The sequence below is a fragment of the Pseudomonas sp. 21LCFQ010 genome, assembly GCF_024129905.1.
Taxonomy (GTDB): Bacteria; Pseudomonadota; Gammaproteobacteria; order Pseudomonadales; family Pseudomonadaceae; genus Aquipseudomonas.
In genome coordinates this window covers 61,762-82,684 of record NZ_JAMYDZ010000009.1, presented here as the reverse complement: position 1 = coordinate 82,684, position 20,923 = coordinate 61,762, and the positions used below count along the sequence as shown (strand labels likewise).

The following is a 20,923-nucleotide window of genomic DNA, read 5'->3' as shown; positions in this document are numbered from 1 at the left end:
TGTTCCTCATCAAACAACCGGTGCGCAGGAGCCACCGTTGGGTAGCGCCGCTCGCTCAGCGCAAATCAAAGGTGATCGTGGGAGCGAGCCTGCTCGCGAAGAGGCCAGCAAAGCCAGCACATTTGCCATGAACCTCAGGCAGTCTTCGCGATCAAGAATCTCCCGCAAAACCGTTACCAACGGAAATACAGTTTGCCGGCACTGACGGGCGCGCCAGCCTCAGCACCTGGCGTCGGAGCTGTAGCCGGGGCGCTGGCATCCACGGGCACGGCCTCACTGGCCGGGATTTCCTGCAGACGGGCCAGACCAAGCTGGTTACGCAGTTGCTCGGCACTGGTCCCGACCGCAAAGGTGCTGCGCTCGCCTTCGACCAGTACCAGCTTGCCGCCCATGGCTTCGAGCACCCGCATCAATTGCGCATAACGCTCAAGGTTCATGCCCTGAACCTCGAACTGCAGCGTACTGGCGGTCGCGCCGGGCTTGACCGCGAAGCGTGGCGCCAGGCGCTCGGTAACCGCCAGCAGCACGGCATCGGCCAGCGCCTCGACACTGTCGCCGCCGACATTGCCCTGCTCACGCTGCTCACCCAGCCACAGGCGCCACTGCGCCTGCCACTTGCCGCCCTCTTCACGGGCATGCACCGCCAGAATGGCGTCAGCGCCGTAACGCTCGGACGCTTGCTTGAGCTCGCCCGGATCACTGGCGGACAGATGCTGTGCGGTGCCGACACCCTGCTCGCTCAGATCGGCCAGCGGCAACTGCATGGGCAGACCGCGATGCTGAGCGGCGCGGCGCAGCGGCGCGGCAGCCTCCTGCGCGTCGCCGACCAGATTCGAGCCTTCAGTGGAGTCGATCAGCCACCAGCCAAGAATGCTCGGGCGGTTGCTGCCCCAGATCGGCAGACCGGCCTGACGCAAGGCACGATCCGTGCTGGCCGGGTCAAAATCGACCAGCAGGGTCTGCGGCGGGCCAGGCTCATAGCCGTACTGGCTGATGATTTGTTGCGGGTCCTTGCGCACCTCGGCCAGCGCCGCCCCCTCGGCGGCCCTGGTGTTGCCGGTCAGGCGCACTACCATGGTCTGCACCGCCGCCTGGGTAGCCCGGTCACGCTCCTGGGGAGACTGACTGGTGACTGGTTCGCGGACTTGATAAAGGTCATTCACGGTCTGCGCCAAACCCGGCAGGCTGGCCAGACTCAGGCAGCCAAGAAGAAGGTAACTGGAAAAACGCATGGAAGGTTCCTGGTCTAGGAAGAACGCAGTCGCGGCACTTCGTGGTTGAGACAGCAGCGGGCGCTCAATCATTCACATTAACGTCGCGATTGTACAGCGCTGCCCTGCCCGTCGGCCCAAGGATGGCTCCAGAGCAGCAAGCCTGTTAAAATCGCGCGCCTTCACAGACCGACAATGGTATCGGCTCCGAAACAGCACTGTGCGATTGCGCATGACTGGACCGGACCCGGCCGCAACGGTCGATTGTCCTTCCGAATCCCCCCTAAAGGCCTGGATTTTCTATGAGCAAGCAACCTTCCCTGAGCTACAAAGACGCCGGTGTAGACATCGACGCCGGTGAAGCATTGGTCGAACGCATCAAAAGCGTCGCCAAGCGCACCGCACGTCCTGAAGTCATGGGCGGCCTGGGAGGTTTCGGCGCGCTTTGCGAAATCCCGGCCGGCTACAAGCAGCCAGTGCTGGTTTCAGGCACCGACGGCGTCGGCACCAAACTGCGCCTGGCGCTGAACCTGAACAAGCACGACAGCATTGGCCAGGACCTGGTCGCCATGTGCGTCAACGACCTGGTGGTGTGCGGTGCCGAGCCGCTGTTTTTCCTCGACTACTACGCCACCGGCAAACTGAACGTTGACGTCGCGGCGACCGTGGTCACCGGCATCGGCGCCGGTTGCGAACTGGCAGGCTGCTCGCTGGTCGGTGGCGAAACCGCTGAAATGCCTGGCATGTACGAAGGCGAAGACTACGACCTGGCCGGCTTCTGTGTTGGTGTGGTCGAAAAAGCCGAGATCATCGACGGCTCCAAAGTGGTGACCGGCGACGCACTGATCGCCCTGCCGTCTTCCGGCCCGCACTCCAACGGCTACTCGCTGATCCGCAAGATCATCGAAGTCAGCGGTGCCGACATCGAAACCACCCAGTTGGGCGGCAAGCCGCTGACCGAACTGCTGATGGCGCCAACGCGCATCTACGTCAAACCGCTGCTCAAGCTGATCAAGGACACCGGTGCGGTCAAGGCCATGGCCCACATCACCGGCGGTGGTCTGCTCGACAACATCCCGCGGGTCCTGCCAAAAGGCGCCCAGGCGATCATCGACGTCGCCAGCTGGCAACGCCCGGCCGTCTTCGACTGGCTGCAAGAGCAGGGCAACGTTGACGAGCACGAAATGCACCGCGTCCTGAACTGCGGCGTGGGCATGGTCATCTGTGTTGCGCAAGATCAGGTCGAGAAGACCTTGAGCGTGCTGCGTGATGCCGGTGAACAGCCATGGGTGATCGGTCAGATCGCGGCGGCTGCCGAAGGTGCTGCCCAGGTCGAGCTGAACAACCTCAAGGCGCATTGATGCCAGCATCGACACAAGCTCCCTGCAATGTCGTTGTGTTGCTGTCGGGTACCGGCAGCAACCTGCAGGCGATGATCGACAGCTTCAGCGCCCCGGACAGCCCGGCGCGCATCCGCGCCGTGATTTCCAACCGCGCCGATGCATTCGGCTTGCAACGCGCCAAAGACGCGGGCATCGATGCCTGTGTCCTGGACCACAAGCAGTTCGACGGACGCGAGGCGTTCGACGCAGCGCTGGTCGAGCTGATTGACGGCTTCAATCCTGACCTGGTGGTGCTGGCCGGCTTCATGCGCATTCTCAGCGCAGGTTTCGTCAATCACTACCACGGCCGCCTGCTGAACATTCATCCATCGCTGCTGCCGCGCTACAAGGGTTTGCATACCCATCAGCGGGCGCTGGATGCCGGTGATCGCGAGCATGGTTGCAGCGTGCACTTCGTCACCGAGGAACTCGATGGAGGACCACTGGTCGTACAGTCAGTGATTTCGGTAGAGTCGCACGATTCATCCACGACTCTGGCGCAACGCGTTCATATCCAGGAACACCGGATTTACCCGCTGGCCATTCGCTGGTTCGCTGAGCGGCGTCTGCATCTTGACCAACAAGGCGCCAGCCTCGATGGTCAACTGCTCCCGGCCAGCGGCCACCTGATTCGAAACTAGGAGACATCATGCGTCGCGCACTGCTCTTCGCTTTCGCCCTGCTCGCCCTGCCTGCCACCCAGGCAGCCGATCTGCAGCCATTCTCCGCCAGCTACACGGCCGACTGGAAACAGTTGCCCATGAGCGGCACAGCCGAACGCAGTCTGGAAGCCGGCCAGAACGGCACTTGGAACCTCAACTTCAAGGCGTCGATGGTCATTGCCAGCCTGACCGAGTCCAGCACGCTGAAGGTCGACAAGGATGTGTTGATGCCACAGACCTACACGTTCGAGCGTAGCGGTCTGGGCAAGTCCAAGAAGGTTGACCTGGCTTTCGACTGGTCGAGCAAGTTCGTCACCGGCAGCGACCGTGGCGACGCGATCAAGCTGCCGATCAATCGTGGTGTGCTGGACAAGTCCACGTACCAGTTGGCCCTGCAACATGACGTGGCGGCCGGCAAGAAGAGCATGAGCTATCAGGTGGTCGATGGTGACGAGCTCGACACCTACGACTTCCGTGTGCTGGGTTCGGAGACCGTATCGACCAAGGCTGGCCAGATCGATGCGATCAAGGTCGAGCGGGTACGCGACCCGACGCAGAGCAAGCGCATCACGGTGCTGTGGTTCGCCAAGGACTGGGATTATCTGCTGGTACGCTTGCAGCAGGTCGAGACCGATGGCAAGGAGTACAACATCATGCTCCAGGACGGCACGGTGAACGGCAAGTCGGTTAAAGGCCGCTAAGACGTGCGTTACAAAGAGCCTCTGGTACGCAGGTATCAGGGGCTTTTTTGTGGGCGGCCACTTTACCTCTTGAAACATGAAGAAACATTCATGCTGGCGCGAGGGCTTGTATTTCAAGGGCTTCAGCTATTTCGCGGGTTTCATGGTCGATAAAGGGTATTTACTTAGCAGGCTAACAAAAACTATAAAAAAGACCTGCGACATCTCGCCGCAGTTATCAGATCCGGGAGATCACACCATGACCGTAACAGTGACTGAACGCGACGAAGCCCACCTCTCTCATGAGGCGATTGGCCACGGAATTCATATCTGGGATGTGCGCCAGCAGGATCAGCTGGTGGGGATGTTCCACGATGAGGCTGATGCGCAGCGTTACAAGCAGGAACTTGAGGCGCTGGAAGAGCAGGCACAGCACAATTGCGCCGTCGTGCAGCAGACACAGCCCTTTGTAGGAGCAGCTTTAGCTGCGAAGCTTTGAGCTTTCGCGGTTAAAGCCGCTCTCTCATCAAACAAGACCACAACCCGTTGATTTGCAAGGAATACACCGTAGGAGCGGCCGGGCGGCGATCCGCTTCAGCCGCGAAGGCTTCCCGGCTGAAGCCAGTCCTACGGGGTTCCGTGTTTGCTGCGCGACAGCGCGGTGCCGTGGCGACGGCCGCTCCTACCGGGGCGTGGCGGTACTTACCACATCAAATCATCAGGGATCTGGTACGCAGCGTACGGATCATCGGCATCCGGCTCTTCGGTCGGGGCGTTGAGCAGTACGATGCGGCGTGGGTCGCGCTCCTGGATTTTCAGGGCTGCTTCACGGGGGATGATTTCGTAACCGCCGCCGTGATGGACAATACCCAGCGAGCCGCTGCTGAGTTTGTTGCGCACCAGGGTGTTGACCGAGATGCGCTTGACCTTTTTGTCGTCGACGAAGTTGTAGTAGTCCTCGGTGGTGAGCTTGGGCAAGCGGGACACTTCGATCAGTTGCTTGATCTGCGCCGTACGGGCCTTGGCCTCGGCTTTTTCCTGTTGCTGACGATTCAGTTCCTGGTCGCGCCTGGCTTTTTCGGCCTGGGCCTCCTGGGCGGCGCGCTTTTGTGAGTCGTCAGCTTCGATCTGGCCCTTATGAACCAGACGCTGTTCTTTCTGCTTGGCTTTGCTGACCTGCTTGGCCTGTTTTTCGTTGACCAGGCCGGCCTTGAGCAATTGGTCGCGTAGGGAGAGGCTCATTGTTTACTCGCTTTATCCGGTTCAACCGCAATGGGTTGTGTTCTTTTCCTGACGTTTGGCTTCGCCCCACAAGGCATCGAGTTCTTCCAGGCTGCAGCCCTCAAGGGCGCGCCCCTGATCGTGCAAGACCGCTTCGATGAAGCGAAAACGCCTGTCAAACTTGCCATTGGCCGAGCGTAGCGCAGTTTCCGGGTCGACTTTAAGATGCCGGGCCAGATTGACCACCGAAAACAGCAGGTCCCCGATTTCATCGGCCACTTCTGCGGTATCACCATCGGCCATGGCTTCCAGCACTTCGTCGAGCTCTTCACGCACTTTATCGACCACCGGCAAGGCGGCCGGCCAGTCGAAGCCCACCTGGGCCGCACGCTTTTGCAACTTGCTGGCTCTGGACAGCGCCGGCAAGGCTTGCGGCACGTCGTCGAGCAACGACAACTGCTCGGGCGCGGCAGCCTGCTCGGCACGCTCCTGAGCCTTGATTTCGTCCCAGCGCCGATTGACTTCGCTTTCACTCAGACGCGGCGTCTCCAGCGGCGCATACAGCTCGCCGGTGGGAAATACATGCGGGTGACGGCGCAGCAGTTTACGGGTGATGCCATCGACCACCGCAGCAAACTCGAAGCGCTGCTCTTCTTTGGCCAGTTGAGCGTAGAACACCACCTGGAACAGCAAGTCACCCAATTCGCCTTGCATCTGCCTGTAGTCACCCCGCTCGATGGCGTCGGCGACCTCATAGGCCTCCTCCAGCGTGTGCGGCACGATACTGGCGTAAGTCTGCTTCAGATCCCAGGGGCAACCGTACTGCGGATCACGCAGCCGGGCCATGAGATTGAGCAGATCGTCGAGCGTGTACATAGAAGGCTCCCAAGGTCGCCCGTAGGAGCGGCTTCAGCCGCGAAGATGCGCTTTCGCGGCTGAAGCCGCTCCTACGGGCTGTCCATCACGACGTCTTGTTACGCCGGGTCTCGATGATGTTCGGCAACTGGGAAATACGCCCCAGCAACCGGCCCAGTGCATCGAGCCCCGGAATTTCGATGGTCAGCGACATCGTTGCAGTGTTGTCTTCCTTGTTCGAGCGGGTGTTGACCGCCAGCACGTTGATCCGCTCGTTGAGCAGCACCTGGGTGACGTCACGCAACAGCCCGGAACGGTCGTAGGCACGAATCAGGATGTCCACCGGGTAGGTGAGCACCGGCGCCGGCCCCCAACTGACCTGGATGATCCGCTCCGGCTCCTTGCCGCCCAGTTGCAACACCGAGGCGCAATCCTGCCGGTGAATGGTCACGCCACGCCCCTGAGTGATATAGCCGACAATCGCATCGCCCGGCACTGGCTGGCAGCAGCCGGCAATCTGGGTCAACAGGTTACCGACGCCCTGGATCTGGATATCGCCACGCTTGCCCGGCTTGTAACCGGTCGCCTTGCGCGGAATCAGCTCGACCTCGTCGACCCGCTCCGGCTCGACTTGCTGCTGCGCCAGGTTGACCAGCTGGGTCAGACGCAGGTCACCGGCACCCAGTGCCGCGAACATGTCTTCGCCGGTCTTGTAATTGGCCTTGTCGGCCAGCTTCTCGAAGTCGACCTGCTGCAACGCCATGCGCGCCAGTTCGCGCTCCAGCAAGGTGCGGCCAGCGGCGACGTTCTGGTCGCGAGCCTGCAGCTTGAACCAGTGGACGATCTTGGCCCGTGCCCGTGAGGTGGTGATGTAACCGAGGTTGGCATTGAGCCAGTCTCGGCTGGGGATGCCATTCTTGCTGGTGATGATCTCGACCTGCTCACCGGTCTGCAGGCTGTAGTTGAGCGGTACGATCCGCCCGTTGATCTTCGCACCGCGGCAGTTGTGGCCAATCTCGGTGTGCACCCGATAAGCGAAATCCAGCGGTGTCGCGCCCTTGGGCAGGTCGATGGCATGACCGTCCGGGGTGAACACATAGACCCGGTCCGGCTCGATATCGACCCGCAGCTGTTCGGCCAGCCCACCGATGTCACCCAGTTCTTCGTGCCACTCCAGCACCTGACGCAGCCAGGAGATCTTCTCTTCGTAGTGGTTGGAGCTGGATTTGACGTCGGTGCCCTTGTAGCGCCAGTGGGCACACACGCCCAGCTCGGCCTCTTCGTGCATGGCGTGGGTGCGGATCTGCACTTCCAGGACCTTGCCTTCCGGGCCGATCACGGCAGTGTGCAGCGAGCGGTAGCCGTTCTCCTTGGGGTTGGCGATATAGTCGTCAAACTCCTTGGGAATATGCCGCCACAGAGTGTGGACGATACCCAGCGCGGTGTAGCAGTCGCGCATTTCCGGAACCAGCACCCGCACGGCACGCACGTCGTAGATCTGGCTGAACGCCAGGCCTTTGCGCTGCATCTTGCGCCAGATCGAGTAGATGTGTTTCGCCCGGCCGCTGATATCGGCCTTGACCCCGGTGGCCTGCAGCTCGTTGTCGAGCTGGGTCATCACATCGCTGATGAAGCGCTCACGGTCCAGCCGCCGCTCATGCAGCAGCTTGGCGATCTGTTTGTACTGATCAGGCTCCAGATAGCGGAACGAGAGATCTTCGAGCTCCCACTTGATATGCCCGATACCCAGCCGATGGGCCAACGGGGCATAGATGTCGAAGACTTCCCGGGCAACGCGGTTGCGCTTTTCTTCGTCGGCATTTTTTACCGCACGAATCGCGCAGGTACGCTCGGCCAGCTTGATCAGCGCCACGCGCACGTCATCGACCATTGCCACCAGCATGCGGCGCAGGTTCTCGACCTGCGTCTGGCTGCCCAGCACCAGCGACTGGCGCGGGCTGAAGCTGGCACTGATCGCAGCCATGCGCTGAACGCCTTCGATCAGTTTGGCCACGGTGGCGCCGAAGCGTTCTTCGACCTGCGCGAGGGGAATCAGCCCCTCGCGTACGCCACGATAAATGACCGCCGCAATCAGCGAGTCCTGATCGAGCTTGAGGTCGGCGAGGATCTCGGCAATTTCAAGACCGGTCTGAAAACTGGAGGTGCCGTCGGCCCAGTCGTCTTTATGGGTGGGGTTGTTCTGCTCTTCTGCCAGCCTTGCGAATTCGCAGGCTTCTTTCATGGCCTGGCGATCCAGAATCAGATCGACACTGACAATATGGTCGAGCCATGCGTCGAGATTGATACTGCCGTCGGTGTTGACCGGCTGGTGTGCTCTCACCTGTACCATGCTGCTTACCTTCCCTACGGCGCGATGAATGGCGCCGAAAGTCGCCGGCCTTTTAAAGCGAATGCCACTTGCCGGGCCAGCAAGCAACAGCATTCACGGGCCAGTCTGAATTAAACGAGATTCCCTGTGGCACCGGTTCGATCCAATGAACCGGCGTCCACTCACTCATTCTTTCATTTCAAATAACGCCATCGCTTCGACATGCGCCGTTTGAGGAAACATGTCGAGAATTCCGGCTCGTTTCAAGCGGTAACCCTGTTTGATCAATTCTTGCGCGTCACGGGCCAGGGTGGCGGGGTTGCAGGACACATACAGCAACCGCCGGGCCCCCGACTTGCCGATCTGGCGCACCACTTCAAAGGCACCGTCGCGTGGTGGGTCCAAGAGTACCGCAGAAAATCCTTTTACAGACCAGCTTGCCTGCGTCAAAGGCTGAGAAAGATCAGCCTGGAAAAATTTCACGTTCTGCAGCCCGTTGTCGCGGGCATTGAGTGCGGCGCGATCGACCATCACCTGGACACCTTCGACCGCCACCACCTCGCGGGCTTGTGCAGCCAGCGGCAAGGCGAAATTGCCCAGGCCACAGAACAGGTCCATGACCCGCTCGCTCGGCTCGGGCGCCAGCCATTGCAGGGCCTGGTCGATCATCGCGGTGTTGACCGCCGCGTTGACCTGAATGAAATCTCCCGGCCGCCAGGCCAGTTGCATATCCCAGGGTTCGAGGCGATAGCCCAGGGTCTGCTGCGGGTCGAGCGGATACGGCTCGCCATCGCCGTGCAGCCAGAGCTGCACGCCCTGTTGATCACAGAATTCACCCAGTATGGCCAGATCGGTAGCAGCGAGTGGCGCGACATGCCGGACCAGCAGTGCCAGGGCCGTACCACTGAACAGCTCGACATGCCCCAATGCCTGGGGCTTGGCTAGCCGCCCCAGCAACTCAGGCAGGCTGGCCATCAGCGGCTGGAGTTCTTCGACCAGCACCGGGCAATGGCGCACATTGACGATGTCCTGGCTCGCCGCAGCGCGGAAGCCGACCTCCAGCTGGCGCGCCTTGTTGTCCCAGCGCACCGCGACCCGGGCCCGGCGCCGGTAGGCCAGCTCGCTGCCGACCAACGGCGGCGCCCACTGCTCCGGCGCAACCTGGGCCACCCGCTGCAGTTGCTCTGCGAGCATTTCCTGCTTGAATGCCAATTGCTGATCGTGGGGCATGTGCTGCACGCTGCAGCCGCCACAGCGACCGAAATACTCGCAAGCGGCAGCACGTCGTGTCTCGCTGGCCCGCACCACCCGCTCGGTACGGGCCTCGACCACCTTACCGCGGGCGTTGAGGACCCGCGTGTCGACTTCTTCACCGGCCAGACTGCCGGCCACAAACCAGGTCTTGCCGTCAGCGAAAGCAATGCCACGACCGTCGCTGGACAGTCGCTCAATGACCAGGCGCTGCTTCTTGCCGACCGGAATCTGCGCGCTTTTAACGCCACCGGCGGGCTGGAAACGCAGCCCTCGTTGCTGTTTGGCCATCAGTTGGGTGCGTCGTAAACGCCGGTCGACAGGTAACGGTCGCCACGGTCACAGATAATGGCGACGATCACGGCGTTTTCCAGCTCGCGGGACAGGCGCAACATCCCGGCCACTGCACCACCGGACGACACGCCGCAGAAGATGCCTTCTTCACGGGCCAGGCGACGCATGACGTCTTCGGCCTCAGCCTGCCCCATGTCGATGATCTGATCGACCCGGGAAGCCTGATAGATGCTGGGCAGGTACTCTTCGGGCCAGCGACGGATCCCCGGAATGGCTGCGCCTTCCATCGGCTGCAGGCCGACGATCTGCACGTTGGGGTTCTGCTCCTTGAGGTAGCGCGAGTTACCCATGATGGTGCCGGTGGTGCCCATCGAGCTGACAAAGTGGGTGATGGTGCCGCCGGTCTGCCGCCAGATTTCCGGGCCGGTGCCGGTGTAGTGCGCCTCGGGGTTGTCACCGTTGGCGAACTGGTCCAGCACCTTGCCACGACCTTCGGCCTGCATGCGCTCGGCCAGGTCGCGGGCACCTTCCATGCCCTCTTCCTTGCTGACCAGAATCAGCTCGGCGCCATAGGCCGTCATCGCGACCTTGCGCTCGGCACTGGAGTTGTCGGGCATGATCAGGATCATGCGGTACCCCTTGATGGCCGCCGCCATGGCCAGGGCAATGCCGGTGTTGCCGGAGGTGGCTTCGATCAGGGTATCGCCGGGCTGGATCTGCCCGCGCAACTCGGCGCGGGTGATCATCGACAGCGCCGGACGGTCTTTGACCGAACCTGCGGGGTTGTTACCTTCAAGTTTCAACAGGAGGGTATTGCTGGTGTCACCGCCGAGGCGCTGCAGGCGCACCAGCGGTGTGTTGCCGACGCAATCGGCAATGGTTTGATACTGCAGGGTCATGGCGTATTCGCAATCCAGTCTGCGGGGGCGCCTATCATACCGGCAAACGCCCAAAGCCCATATCACGCAAAGTGAGGCATTTATCACCAAAAAGAATAAGAGACTTGCCGGCACCCCTTGCCTGGCGGGCTGCGCTGCTGGCGTGCGGCTGCCCAGCCCGTTGCGCTCGCGCCAAGCCTGTCAATAATGCCAAGGCCGCTCCACAATGACCAACGGGCGGCTGATTGCCCCTGCCACCGGGGATGGTGACGCCGTGCGCCGCCGCAGGCAGTTAAGGATGTAATATGTCTGGCAGCCAATGGCTACACTGGTGTGTCACTGTTCAGGGGTGACAAATAAAGGACCTTCCGGGACACCTTCCGGGTTGCAGGAGAGCGTGTGTGCTGACCAAGCTGGGTATCAAGAGCCGGGTTCTGCTGTTGACCATTTTGCCCACCAGCCTGATGGCTGTGGTGCTGGGCGGCTATTTCACATGGATGCAGTTGTACGAGCTGCAAAGCCAGCTACTGGTGCGCGGCGAAATGATCACCCGCCAACTGGTACCGCTGGCCGCTACCGCGCTGGGGCATAAAGACAAAGCCATTCTCAGCCGCATCGCCACCCAGTCGCTGGAAGAAGACGACGTGCGCTCGGTGACGTTCCTGGATGCCGATCGTAATGCACTGGCGCATGCCGGCCCGAGCATGATCAATCCCGCGCCCACCGGTCAGGGCACCCAATTGCTCAATCGCACCGGCAGCGATGCCACCCGCTATCTATTGCCGGTGTTCGGCAACCAGCGGCATCTGACCAGCGCTGTCATCCCTGAAGAGGCCGACCGTCTGCTGGGCTGGGTCGAATTGGAGATTTCCCATAACGGCACGCTGTTGCGCGGCTATCGCAGCCTGTTCGCCAGCCTGCTGCTGATCCTCCTCGGGCTGGGCGTCACCGCCGCACTGGCGCTGCGCATGAGCCGCAGCATCAACCAGCCGCTGGGGCGCATCAAGCATGCGGTCAGCCTGCTCAAGGAAGGTCATCTGGAAACCCGCCTGCCGCCACTGGGCAGCCATGAGCTCGACGAACTGGCGTCGGGCATCAACCGCATGGCCTCGACGCTGCAAAATGCCCGCGAAGAACTGCAGCAGAGCATCGATCAGGCGACCGAAGACGTGCGCCTGAACCTCGAAACCATCGAGATTCAAAACATCGAACTGGACCTGGCGCGCAAAGAGGCGCTGGAGGCAAGCCGCATCAAGTCGGAGTTTCTGGCCAACATGAGCCATGAAATCCGTACGCCGCTCAATGGCATCGTCGGTTTTACACATCTATTGCAGAAAAGCGAACTGACGCCACGCCAGATCGACTACCTCAACACCATCGAAAAGTCCGCCGACAGCCTGTTGAGCATCATCAACGAGATTCTCGACTTCTCCAAGATCGAGGCCGGCAAGCTGGTCCTCGACACCATCGCCTTCAACCTGCGCGACCTGTTGCAAGACACCTTGACCATTCTCGCTCCGGCGGCGCATGCCAAGCAGCTGGAACTGGTCAGCCTGGTGTACCGCGACACGCCGGCGGCCCTGATCGGCGACCCGCTGCGCCTCAAACAGATTCTCACCAACCTGGTGAGCAACGCGATCAAGTTCACCCGCGAAGGCACCATTGTTGCCCGCGCCATGGTCGAGGAAGAGACCGAAGACAGCGCGCAACTGCGCATCAGCGTCCAGGACACCGGAGTCGGGCTGTCCAGCCAGGACCTGCGCGCGCTGTTCCAGGCCTTCAGCCAGGCCGACAATTCGCTGTCGCGCCAGCCAGGCGGCACCGGTCTGGGGCTGGTGATTTCAAAACGCCTGATCGAGCAGATGGGCGGCGAGATCGGGGTAGACAGCACCCCTGGCGTCGGCTCGGAGTTCTGGATCAGCCTGAAACTGCCCAAGGCCCGCGACGACTCCGAAGACCCGATGCCGCAACCGCTGCAAGGCGTGCGGGTGGCGGTTCTGGAACACCATGAGCTGGCGCGTCAGGCACTGGAGCATCAGCTAGAGGATTGCGGCCTGGAGCCACTGCTGTTCAAGAACCTGGAAAGCCTGATCAACGGTGTGACGGTCGCCCATGAAACGCCAGCGCGCATTGAACTGGCAGTGATCGGCGTGACCAGCTACGAGATGCCTCCGGAACGTCTGCGCCAGTCAATCTGGGAGCTGGAAAACCTCGACTGCAAGGTGCTGGTGCTGTGCCCGACCACCGAGCAGCTGCTGTTCCAGCAGTCAGTCCCGGATGTATATACCCAGTTGCAGGCCAAGCCTGCCTGTGACCGCAAGCTGCGTCGCGGGCTGTCAGAGTTGATTGCCCCGCGCGCAATCCGTACTGAAAACAGTATTCAGTTGCCCAGCCGGGCACCCCGCATCCTCTGTGTGGACGATAACCCTGCCAACCTGTTACTGGTACAGACCCTGCTGGAAGACATGGGCGCCAAGGTGGTGGCGGTGGACAGTGGCTACGCCGCCGTCCAGGCCGTGCAGGAACAGAGCTTCGACCTGGTGCTGATGGACGTGCAGATGCCCGGCATGGATGGTCGCCAGGCCACCGAGACAATTCGTGACTGGGAAGAAGAGCGGCAGAACAGCCCGATGCCGATTGTGGCCCTAACCGCCCACGCCATGGCCAACGAGAAACGCTCGTTGCTGCAAAGCGGTATGGACGACTACCTGACCAAGCCGATCAGCGAGCGGCAACTGGCTCAAGTGGTGCTCAAGTGGACCGGTCTGGCGCTGCGTACGCCGGTGCCGGAGTCGCCACTGGACGCCGAGCAGAGTCATGTCGGGCCGCTGGTTCTGGACCCGGAAGAAGGCCTGCGCCTGGCGGCCGGCAAAGCTGACCTGGCCGCCGACATGCTGGCCATGTTGCTGGCCTCGCTGGACGCCGATCGCGAAGCGATTCGCACGGCCCGCAGCGCTGCCGATATCCAGGCGATGATCGAGCGCATCCACAGGCTGCATGGTGCGACCCGTTACTGCGGTGTGCCGCAGCTACGCGCCGCCTGCCAGCGGGCAGAGACCCTGCTCAAGCAAAATGCCCCGCAGGCCAGCGACGCTCTGGACGACCTTGACAAAGCCATTGCCCGCCTGGCGACCGAAGCGCGAGTCACCGCGTGAGCGCACGCGCTTAGCCTGATACCATAGCGGGCATTTTGGAGGACTCATGGCCGAACACGATTTTCGCTACAGCATGCTCAACCCGCAACACACCCTCACCGAGTGCCGCACTCTGGCACCCGGCCGCTATCAGGTCACCGGCAACGGTGGTTCGATTCAAGGCGACGACCAACTGCTGGTCACCCTTAAAGGCAGCAAGAGCCTGTACATGCGCCTGACAGTGGAAAAGGTCCGCCACCTGATCAACCCGCCCGGCCAGTGGGTCGCGGTGGCCAACGGTCCAGTGTTCGACGAACTGGCGATCCATGAGTGGGCGGTGCATTGCGACAGCTGCAACAGCGAGCTGAAGTTCGAGTTTTCGGTGGAAAGCAAACTGGGCACCAAGGCTCAGAAACCGGCGGCCGTTGCGCGCATCGCCGAACTGGGCTGGAAGACTGACGGCGACAAACACACCTGCCGTAAATGCCAGGCCCAGCCGGCATGAAACGCCGAGGGTTAGCAAGCCTGATCGGTGCCTTGCTGCTGACCGGCTGTGCCAGTGAGCCAGTGCTGATTCAGCAGGAGCAGAGTTACGTGCTGGAGTGGATCGGCGAGCGCCCGCTGGTTGATCGCAGCCGCATGACCATGACCCTGGGCGCTGACGGTCGGGCGTATGGCAACGCCGGTTGCAACCACTGGTTCGCCGCCTACACGCTGCAAGGCCAACTGATCAGCTTCGAGCGGATCGGCAAGACTCGCAAACTGTGCGTCGAAGCGCTGATGGAGCAGGAACAGCGCTTTCTCGAAACCTTGCCCAAAGTGCAGCGCTGGGATATCTCGCCGATCAACCAGTTGCGGTTGTGGCCGGCAGAGGGCAAACCGCTGCGGTTCTGGCAAGAATAACCGCGCAGCAGCGTCAGCCCTCGCCGCGCAGCGCCTTGAGTCTGGCGGTCAGGCCGGCGGCGGTCTGTTCGCCCAGCAACTGCTCACGCAGTTTGCCTTTGTCATCGATGATGTAGGTCACCGGCAGGGCTTCGGCAGGCGGGAATTCATAGCGCTCGGCCGGGTCCCGAGCCAGCACGGTGAATTTGATGCCCAATGCATCGGAAGCCTTTTTCAGCTCATCGCCTTGCAGGTTGTCGAAGTTGACCCCCAATACGGTGACCTTCTGGTCCTTGAGCTGTTCGGCCAGGTGGTTCAGTTCCGGGATTTCGACCCGACACGGCCCGCACCATTCAGCCCAGTAATTGATCACCAGCCAGTGCTTGTCGATGCGCTCACTGGTCACTTTCTGACCATTCTGGTCAGTGCCCAGGTCCACACCACAACCACTGAGCAAGATACTGCCGAGCAGTGCCAACGTTGCCACTAATCGCCTTGCCATCGAAACTTTCCTTCTTTCGTCAAACCAAACTCATATGACACTTGATGCGTGCAATCGGCACTGTATATGTCGATCCAGCACACCGCGCAGTTAGAATACGCGCCACACTCTACAAGATGCGACCCGCAAATGACTGATCTGAAGCTTTATCACAACCCGCGTTGCTCAAAATCCCGCGCGGCGCTGGAGCTGCTGCAAGCCCGCGGCCTGACTCCTGAAGTAGTCCTTTATTTGCAAACCCCGCCCGATGCAGCGCAGTTGCGCGACCTGCTCGGCAAGCTGGGAATCGCCCCGCGCCAGCTGCTGCGCAGCGGTGAAGACGAATACAAGGAGCTGAACCTGGCCGACCCGGCGTTGAGCGATGAGCAGTTGATTGGCGCCATGGCCAGCCACCCGAAATTGATCGAACGACCGATTCTGGTCGCCGGTGATCGTGCGGCAATTGGTCGCCCCACCGAAAAGCTGCTGGAGTTGCTGCCGTGAGTGCACCTTACATTCTGGTGTTGTTCTACAGCCGTAATGGTTCGACCAGCGAGATGGCCCGGCAAATTGCCCGCGGTATCGAGATGGGCGGCCTGGAAGCACGGCTGCGCACCGTACCGGCGGTGTCGGCCGACTGCGAAGCCAGCGCCCCGGATATCCCGGAAAGCGGCGCGCCTTATGCCACTCTGGACGATCTCAAACAGTGCGCAGGCCTGGCCCTCGGCAGCCCGACGCGCTTCGGCAACATGGCTGCGCCGCTCAAGTACTTTCTCGACGGCACCAGCAATCTGTGGCTGACCGGTGCGCTGGTCGGCAAACCCGCCAGTGTGTTTACCTCCACCGCCAGCCTGCACGGCGGCCAGGAAACCACTTTGATGTCGATGCTGCTGCCGCTGCTGCACCACGGCATGCTGATCACCGGCCTGCCCTACAGCGAGTCGGCGCTGCTGGAAACCGCCGGTGGCGGCACACCGTACGGCGCCAGCCATCACGCCGGCCCCGACGGCAAACGTCCGCTGGACAAACACGAGATCGAACTGTGCCGCGCCCTGGGCCAACGTCTGGCGCGGACCGCGTCGTTGCTGGGCGCGGCGTAGAAGGCCAAACCCGCAAATCTATAAGCCTGGAGTTCGAATGCAAGACTACAAATGGCTCCATGAGTATTGCCTGAACCGCTTTGGCTCGGCCAAGGCGCTTGAGGCGCAATTGCCGCAGCCCAGAACGCCAGAGCAATTAAAGGCCATCGGCGATGACCGCTACCTGTCGACCCTGGCCCTGCGGGTGTTTCGCGCCGGGCTCAAGCACAGCCTGGTCGATGCCAAGTGGCCGGCCTTTGAGCAGGTGTTTTTCGGTTTTGACCCGGAAAAGGTGGTGCTGATGGGCGCCGACCATCTGGAGCGGCTGATGCAGGACACACGCATCATTCGCCACCTCGGCAAGCTCAAAAGCGTGCCACGCAATGCCCAATTGGTACTGGATATCGCTCAAGAGCACGGCAGCTTCGGCAACTTTATCGCCCAGTGGCCGGTGGAGGACATTACCGGGCTGTGGCAGTACCTGAGCAAGCATGGCAGCCAGATGGGCGGTTTGTCGGCGCCGCGCTTTCTGCGCATGATCGGCAAGGACACCTTCGTGCCGAGCAACGATGTGGTCGCTGCCCTCAATGCGCAGGACATTGTCGACAAGGTGCCGTCCAGCAAACGCGACATGGCCATTGTCCAGGCCGCATTCAACCAGTGGCAGGCCGAGAGTGGCCGGCCACTGTGTCAGTTGTCAGCGATGCTGGCCTATACCGTCAACCACTGAGTCGGCTCAGAGATTGACCACATTGACGAAGCGCGACGCCGCGCTTTCGTCCATGCGCAGGCTGCTGAAGTCGAACAGGTTGCGGTCGGCCAGTTGCGAAGGCTGAACGTTCTGCAGGGCACGGAAGATGTTCTCGACCCGGCCCGGGGTCTTGCGCTCCCAATCCTGAAGCATGTCCTTGACCACCTGGCGTTGCAGGTTTTCCTGAGAACCACACAGGTTGCACGGGATGATCGGGAAGCCCTTGAAGTTCGAATAGGCCTGGATGTCCTTCTCATGGCAGTAAGCCAGAGGGCGGATCACCACATTACGGCCGTCGTCGGAGCGCAGCTTGGGCGGCATGGCCTTGAGCGAGGCGTTGAAGAACATGTTGAGGAAGAACGTCTCGACGATGTCGTCGCGGTGATGCCCCAAGGCCATCTTGGTCGCGCCGATTTCATCGGCAAAGGTGTACAGCGTGCCGCGACGCAGGCGCGAGCACAGCGAGCAGGTGGTTTTGCCCTCCGGCACCAGTTCCTTGACCACCGAGTAGGTGTCTTTCTCGACAATGTGATACTCGATGCCCAGGGTTTCCAGATAAGCCGGCAACACATGCTCGGGAAAGCCGGGCTGCTTCTGGTCCATGTTCACCGCGACGATATCGAACTTGATCGGCGCCACCTTCTGCAGGTGCATCAGCACGTCGAGCATGGTGTAGCTGTCCTTGCCGCCGGACAGACAGACCATGACCTTGTCGCCGTCCTCGATCATGTTGTAATCGCTGACAGCCTCGCCGGCCAGCCGACGCAGGCGTTTCTGCAGTTTGTTCTGATTGACTGAAAGAGTGCCCATGATGCTGGTGGTTTCCGCTGGCAAGGTTTCTACAAAGGGGCCTGAACAAGGAAAATGTCGCGCAAGACCGCCGAAAGGGCCGACATTTTACGCACATCGTCAGCATCATTGAACCTCCATGCATGGCATTAACGACGTGTTGCAGATCACCAATCGCTCTAAGCAGCAGCGCACCGGCTGTGCGGCACTTCTATACTTTTAATGTGAGGCCTGAATCAGGTGGTTGGCGGCGCCATGCCACTGCAGGCGCTAACTGCGAGGAGGACACCGTGATCAATCATGTCTGGGGTCTGTTCACCCATCCGGAGCGTGAGTGGCAACAAATCCGCACAGAAGACGAAAGCATTCGTCATATCTATCTCACTCACACCCTGCTATTGGCGGTGATCCCACCGTTATGCGCCTATATCGGCACCACGCAGGTCGGCTGGACGATCGGCGAGCGTGCGCCGGTCATGCTCACTCAGGCCAGCGCCTTGGGCATGGCAATGATGTCTTACCTGACCCTGTTGGCCGGCGTGGCGATCATGGGCGGTTTCATCCACTGGATGGCTCGTACCTATGATGCCGACCCGAGCCTGGCGCGCTGTATCGCGTTTGCCACCTACACCGCGACACCGCTGTTCATTGGCGGCGTGGCAGCGCTTTATCCGCACCTGTGGCTGGGACTGATAGTGGGCACTGCAGCGATCAGCTACACGGTGTATCTGCTGTACAGCGGCCTGCCAACGTTCATGAACGTCTCGGCCGAAGAGGGCTTCATGTTTTCCAGTTCCATCCTGTCGGTAGGCCTGGTGGTGCTGGTGGCGATCATGGCCTTTACCGTGGTGCTCTGGGGGCTGGGCGCCGGGCCGCAATATACGACCTGACAGTCAGCGTAACCCTCCCGACGAGTAGCCAGTGTCGGGATTTTCAGTCGGCGCCCGCCTTGCGGCATACTGGGCGCCACTGGAGAGTCGTCACGCATGCCCGAGCTACTGAAGTCCCACGTAGAAGCCTGTTATCAAAAAGCCGAAGCCTTTTTCAAACGTCCGTTCAAGCGCCCCTTGGTGAGTTTCAAGCTGCGCGGGCAGAAGGCCGGGGTTGCCCATCTGCAGGAAAACCTGCTGCGCTTCAACCCTCAGCTGTACCAGGAAAACCGCGAAGACTTCCTGCGCCAGACCGTCCCTCATGAAGTGGCTCACCTGATCGCTCATCAGTTGTTTGGCAGCAAGATCCAGCCCCACGGGGAGGAATGGCAACTGATCATGCGCGGCGTGTATGAGCTACCGCCCAACCGCTGCCATACCTATGCCGTGGAGCGGCGGCAAGTGACCCGTTACATCTACCGCTGCCCATGCCCGCAGAGCGATTTTGCCTTCACCGCCCAGCGCCACCGCATGGTGGTCCAGGGCCGCCGCTACCTGTGCCGCCGCTGTCGTCAGACTCTGGTGTTCAGCGGCGAGACCCGCATTGAATAGAACCGCCAGCAACGAAAAAGCCCATCCGAAGATGGGCTTTTTCAGGTCCGATCGATGATCAGACGGTTGGCTTGGTGGTGCTCACCGGAGCCGGGCCTTCAGCGACACCCAGGTCATCTTCATGACGGGTTTCGATGATTGCCGAACCGCCCGAGGCCAGCTCGGATTGCAGTTTGTCGTTGTCCAGCTCGCCGACCCACTTGGCAACAACCAGAGTGGCAACCGCGTTACCCACCAGGTTGGTCAGGGCGCGGGCTTCGGACATGAAGCGGTCGATACCCAGGATCAGCGCCAGACCGGCAACCGGCAGGTGGCCTACGGCCGACAGGGTTGCAGCCAACACGATGAAGCCACTACCGGTCACGCCAGCAGCACCTTTGGAGGACAGCAGCAGCACCAGCAGCAGGGTGATCTGGTGGGTGATGTCCATTTCGGTGTTGGTCGCCTGAGCGATGAACACAGCAGCCATGGTCAGGTAGATCGAGGTGCCGTCCAGGTTGAACGAGTAGCCAGTCGGGATAACCAGACCCACGACCGACTTCTGTGCACCCAGGCGCTCCATCTTGATCAGCATGCGTGGCAGGGCCGATTCCGACGAGGAAGTACCCAGTACGATCAGCAGCTCTTCACGGATGTAGCGAATCACCCTGGAGATGGTGAAACCGTGGGCACGGCAGATGCCGCCCAGGACCAGCATCACGAACAGGAAGCAGGTGATGTAGAAGCACAGCATCAGCTGACCGAGCTGGACCAGGGTACCGACACCGTATTTACCGATGGTGAAGGCCATGGCACCGAACGCACCGATAGGCGCCAGCTTCATGATCATGTTGATGATGTTGAACATCACGTGTGCGAAGCGATCGATGAAGTCCAGTACCGGACGACCGTAAGCACCCAGGCGATGCAGGGCGAAACCGAAGATCACCGAGAACATCAGCACTTGCAGGATGTCGCCGTTGGCGAAGGCGCCGACGATGGTGTTCGGAATCACGTTGAGGATGAAACCAACGATGCTCTGGTCCTTACTCGCCGTTACATAGGCGGCGATCTTGGAAGCGTCCAGAGTGGTCGGGTCGATGTTCATGCCAACGCCCGGTTTGACCACGTTGACGACGACCAGGCCGATGATCAGGGCCAGGGTCGAAACGATTTCGAAATACAGCAGCGCGTAACCGCCGGTCTTGCCGATCGACTTCATGTTCTGCATGCCGGCGATGCCGCTCACTACAGTACAGAAGATGATGGGCGCGATGACCATCTTGATCAGTTTGATGAAGCCATCACCCAGCGGCTTCAAGGCTTCGCCGGTCTGCGGGTAGAAGTGACCGATCAGGATACCGATCACGATGGCCACGATGACCTGGAAGTACAGGGTTTTGTAGATAGGCTGACGAGTCGTCATTGTAGTTATCCTCAAGGGCTTCACGGCACTATCCGGTGCGCGTGTTGCCTATAAAGCGCTAACCCTCCTGCACTGGAGGGATTTGTTGTGTCGAGCTGCGCGTAGCAGGCCTCTGCCGGTTGTATAGCAATGGCCGTGCCACGTTCGGTTATTTACCG

21 protein-coding genes are annotated in these 20,923 nt (G+C 61.0%); 12 read left to right on the top strand and 9 right to left on the bottom strand.

Annotated features, from left to right (window positions below):
- Positions 1-173: 173 nt before the first annotated feature.
- Positions 174-1,232: a DUF2066 domain-containing protein gene (locus NJC38_RS12775; RefSeq protein ID WP_045482128.1), complete on the bottom strand. Its 1,059-nt coding sequence runs from the start codon at positions 1,230-1,232 to the stop codon at positions 174-176.
- Between the two features lie 281 nt (positions 1,233-1,513).
- On the opposite strand from NJC38_RS12775, the gene purM reads away from it, so the two are divergent.
- From purM to NJC38_RS12755, 4 genes are all read left to right on the top strand, one after another.
- Positions 1,514-2,572 carry a phosphoribosylformylglycinamidine cyclo-ligase gene (gene purM / locus NJC38_RS12770; RefSeq protein ID WP_045482131.1) on the top strand — a complete coding sequence of 353 codons (1,059 nt, stop codon included), beginning with the start codon at positions 1,514-1,516 and terminating at the stop codon, positions 2,570-2,572.
- Complete coding sequence (purN, locus tag NJC38_RS12765) at positions 2,572-3,234, top strand: phosphoribosylglycinamide formyltransferase (protein WP_045482134.1); 663 nt, start codon at positions 2,572-2,574, stop codon at positions 3,232-3,234. The genes purM and purN overlap by 1 nt, the downstream gene beginning before the upstream one ends.
- Before the next feature lie 8 nt (positions 3,235-3,242).
- Positions 3,243-3,956: a DUF3108 domain-containing protein gene (locus tag NJC38_RS12760; RefSeq protein ID WP_045482137.1), complete on the top strand. Its 714-nt coding sequence runs from the start codon at positions 3,243-3,245 to the stop codon at positions 3,954-3,956.
- Positions 3,957-4,032: 76 nt separating this feature from the next.
- A complete protein-coding gene (locus tag NJC38_RS12755; RefSeq protein WP_253115137.1) occupies positions 4,033-4,434 on the top strand; it encodes a hypothetical protein in 402 nt (133 codons plus the stop codon).
- A gap of 203 nt (positions 4,435-4,637) precedes the next feature.
- Here the strand turns inward: NJC38_RS12755 and NJC38_RS12750 are convergent, their stop codons facing one another.
- The 5 genes from NJC38_RS12750 to cysM all read right to left on the bottom strand — a co-directional run bounded on the left by NJC38_RS12750 (position 4,638) and on the right by cysM (position 10,784).
- A complete protein-coding gene (locus NJC38_RS12750; protein ID WP_253115058.1) occupies positions 4,638-5,177 on the bottom strand; it encodes a DUF2058 domain-containing protein in 540 nt (179 codons plus the stop codon).
- Between the two features lie 21 nt (positions 5,178-5,198).
- Positions 5,199-6,032 (bottom strand): nucleoside triphosphate pyrophosphohydrolase, encoded by an 834-nt coding sequence (mazG, locus tag NJC38_RS12745; RefSeq protein ID WP_253115057.1) that lies wholly within the window; start codon positions 6,030-6,032, stop codon positions 5,199-5,201.
- Positions 6,033-6,117: 85 nt separating this feature from the next.
- Entirely contained in the window at positions 6,118-8,361 is a 2,244-nt protein-coding gene (gene relA / locus NJC38_RS12740; RefSeq protein ID WP_045482143.1) for a GTP diphosphokinase, read from the bottom strand.
- Between the two features lie 165 nt (positions 8,362-8,526).
- On the bottom strand, positions 8,527-9,882 hold the full coding sequence (gene rlmD, locus NJC38_RS12735) for a 23S rRNA (uracil(1939)-C(5))-methyltransferase RlmD (protein WP_253115056.1): 1,356 nt from the start codon (positions 9,880-9,882) through the stop codon (positions 8,527-8,529).
- Positions 9,882-10,784 carry a cysteine synthase CysM gene (gene cysM / locus NJC38_RS12730; protein WP_045482149.1) on the bottom strand — a complete coding sequence of 301 codons (903 nt, stop codon included), beginning with the start codon at positions 10,782-10,784 and terminating at the stop codon, positions 9,882-9,884. The genes rlmD and cysM overlap by 1 nt, the downstream gene beginning before the upstream one ends.
- A gap of 380 nt (positions 10,785-11,164) precedes the next feature.
- On the opposite strand from cysM, the gene NJC38_RS12725 reads away from it, so the two are divergent.
- From NJC38_RS12725 to NJC38_RS12715, 3 genes are read left to right on the top strand one after another with little or no spacing between them, the layout of a single operon-like run.
- On the top strand, positions 11,165-13,918 hold the full coding sequence (locus tag NJC38_RS12725; RefSeq protein ID WP_045482152.1) for a response regulator: 2,754 nt from the start codon (positions 11,165-11,167) through the stop codon (positions 13,916-13,918).
- 46 nt (positions 13,919-13,964) lie between these two features.
- Complete coding sequence (locus NJC38_RS12720) at positions 13,965-14,402, top strand: hypothetical protein (RefSeq protein WP_045482155.1); 438 nt, start codon at positions 13,965-13,967, stop codon at positions 14,400-14,402.
- Positions 14,399-14,800 (top strand): META domain-containing protein, encoded by a 402-nt coding sequence (locus NJC38_RS12715; RefSeq protein ID WP_045493696.1) that lies wholly within the window; start codon positions 14,399-14,401, stop codon positions 14,798-14,800. The genes NJC38_RS12720 and NJC38_RS12715 overlap by 4 nt, the downstream gene beginning before the upstream one ends.
- Before the next feature lie 13 nt (positions 14,801-14,813).
- Here NJC38_RS12715 and NJC38_RS12710 read toward each other — a convergent pair whose 3' ends face one another.
- Positions 14,814-15,281 carry a TlpA disulfide reductase family protein gene (locus NJC38_RS12710; protein WP_253115055.1) on the bottom strand — a complete coding sequence of 156 codons (468 nt, stop codon included), beginning with the start codon at positions 15,279-15,281 and terminating at the stop codon, positions 14,814-14,816.
- 129 nt (positions 15,282-15,410) lie between these two features.
- On the opposite strand from NJC38_RS12710, the gene arsC reads away from it, so the two are divergent.
- Genes arsC through NJC38_RS12695 form a run of 3 tightly spaced genes read left to right on the top strand, consistent with a single transcriptional unit; the run spans position 15,411 to position 17,069 of the window.
- Positions 15,411-15,764: an arsenate reductase (glutaredoxin) gene (gene arsC, locus NJC38_RS12705; protein ID WP_045482160.1), complete on the top strand. Its 354-nt coding sequence runs from the start codon at positions 15,411-15,413 to the stop codon at positions 15,762-15,764.
- The gene (gene wrbA / locus NJC38_RS12700) at positions 15,761-16,360 is read left to right on the top strand and encodes an NAD(P)H:quinone oxidoreductase (protein WP_045482162.1); all 600 of its coding nucleotides are present in this window, start codon (positions 15,761-15,763) and stop codon (positions 16,358-16,360) included. Before arsC ends, wrbA begins: the two co-directional genes overlap by 4 nt.
- 37 nt (positions 16,361-16,397) lie before the next feature.
- Complete coding sequence (locus NJC38_RS12695; RefSeq protein ID WP_253115054.1) at positions 16,398-17,069, top strand: DNA-3-methyladenine glycosylase I; 672 nt, start codon at positions 16,398-16,400, stop codon at positions 17,067-17,069.
- Between the two features lie 6 nt (positions 17,070-17,075).
- Here the strand turns inward: NJC38_RS12695 and ttcA are convergent, their stop codons facing one another.
- Entirely contained in the window at positions 17,076-17,900 is an 825-nt protein-coding gene (gene ttcA, locus NJC38_RS12690; RefSeq protein WP_045482168.1) for a tRNA 2-thiocytidine(32) synthetase TtcA, read from the bottom strand.
- 269 nt (positions 17,901-18,169) lie between these two features.
- On the opposite strand from ttcA, the gene NJC38_RS12685 reads away from it, so the two are divergent.
- Positions 18,170-18,769, top strand: coding sequence for a Yip1 family protein (locus NJC38_RS12685; RefSeq protein WP_045482171.1), 600 nt, complete (start codon positions 18,170-18,172; stop codon positions 18,767-18,769).
- Positions 18,770-18,865: 96 nt separating this feature from the next.
- Positions 18,866-19,360, top strand: coding sequence for a SprT family zinc-dependent metalloprotease (locus tag NJC38_RS12680; RefSeq protein WP_045482174.1), 495 nt, complete (start codon positions 18,866-18,868; stop codon positions 19,358-19,360).
- Positions 19,361-19,418: 58 nt separating this feature from the next.
- On the opposite strand, the gene NJC38_RS12675 is transcribed toward NJC38_RS12680, so the two are convergent.
- Entirely contained in the window at positions 19,419-20,765 is a 1,347-nt protein-coding gene (locus NJC38_RS12675) for a dicarboxylate/amino acid:cation symporter (RefSeq protein ID WP_045482177.1), read from the bottom strand.
- Between the last annotated feature and the right edge of the window lie 158 nt (positions 20,766-20,923).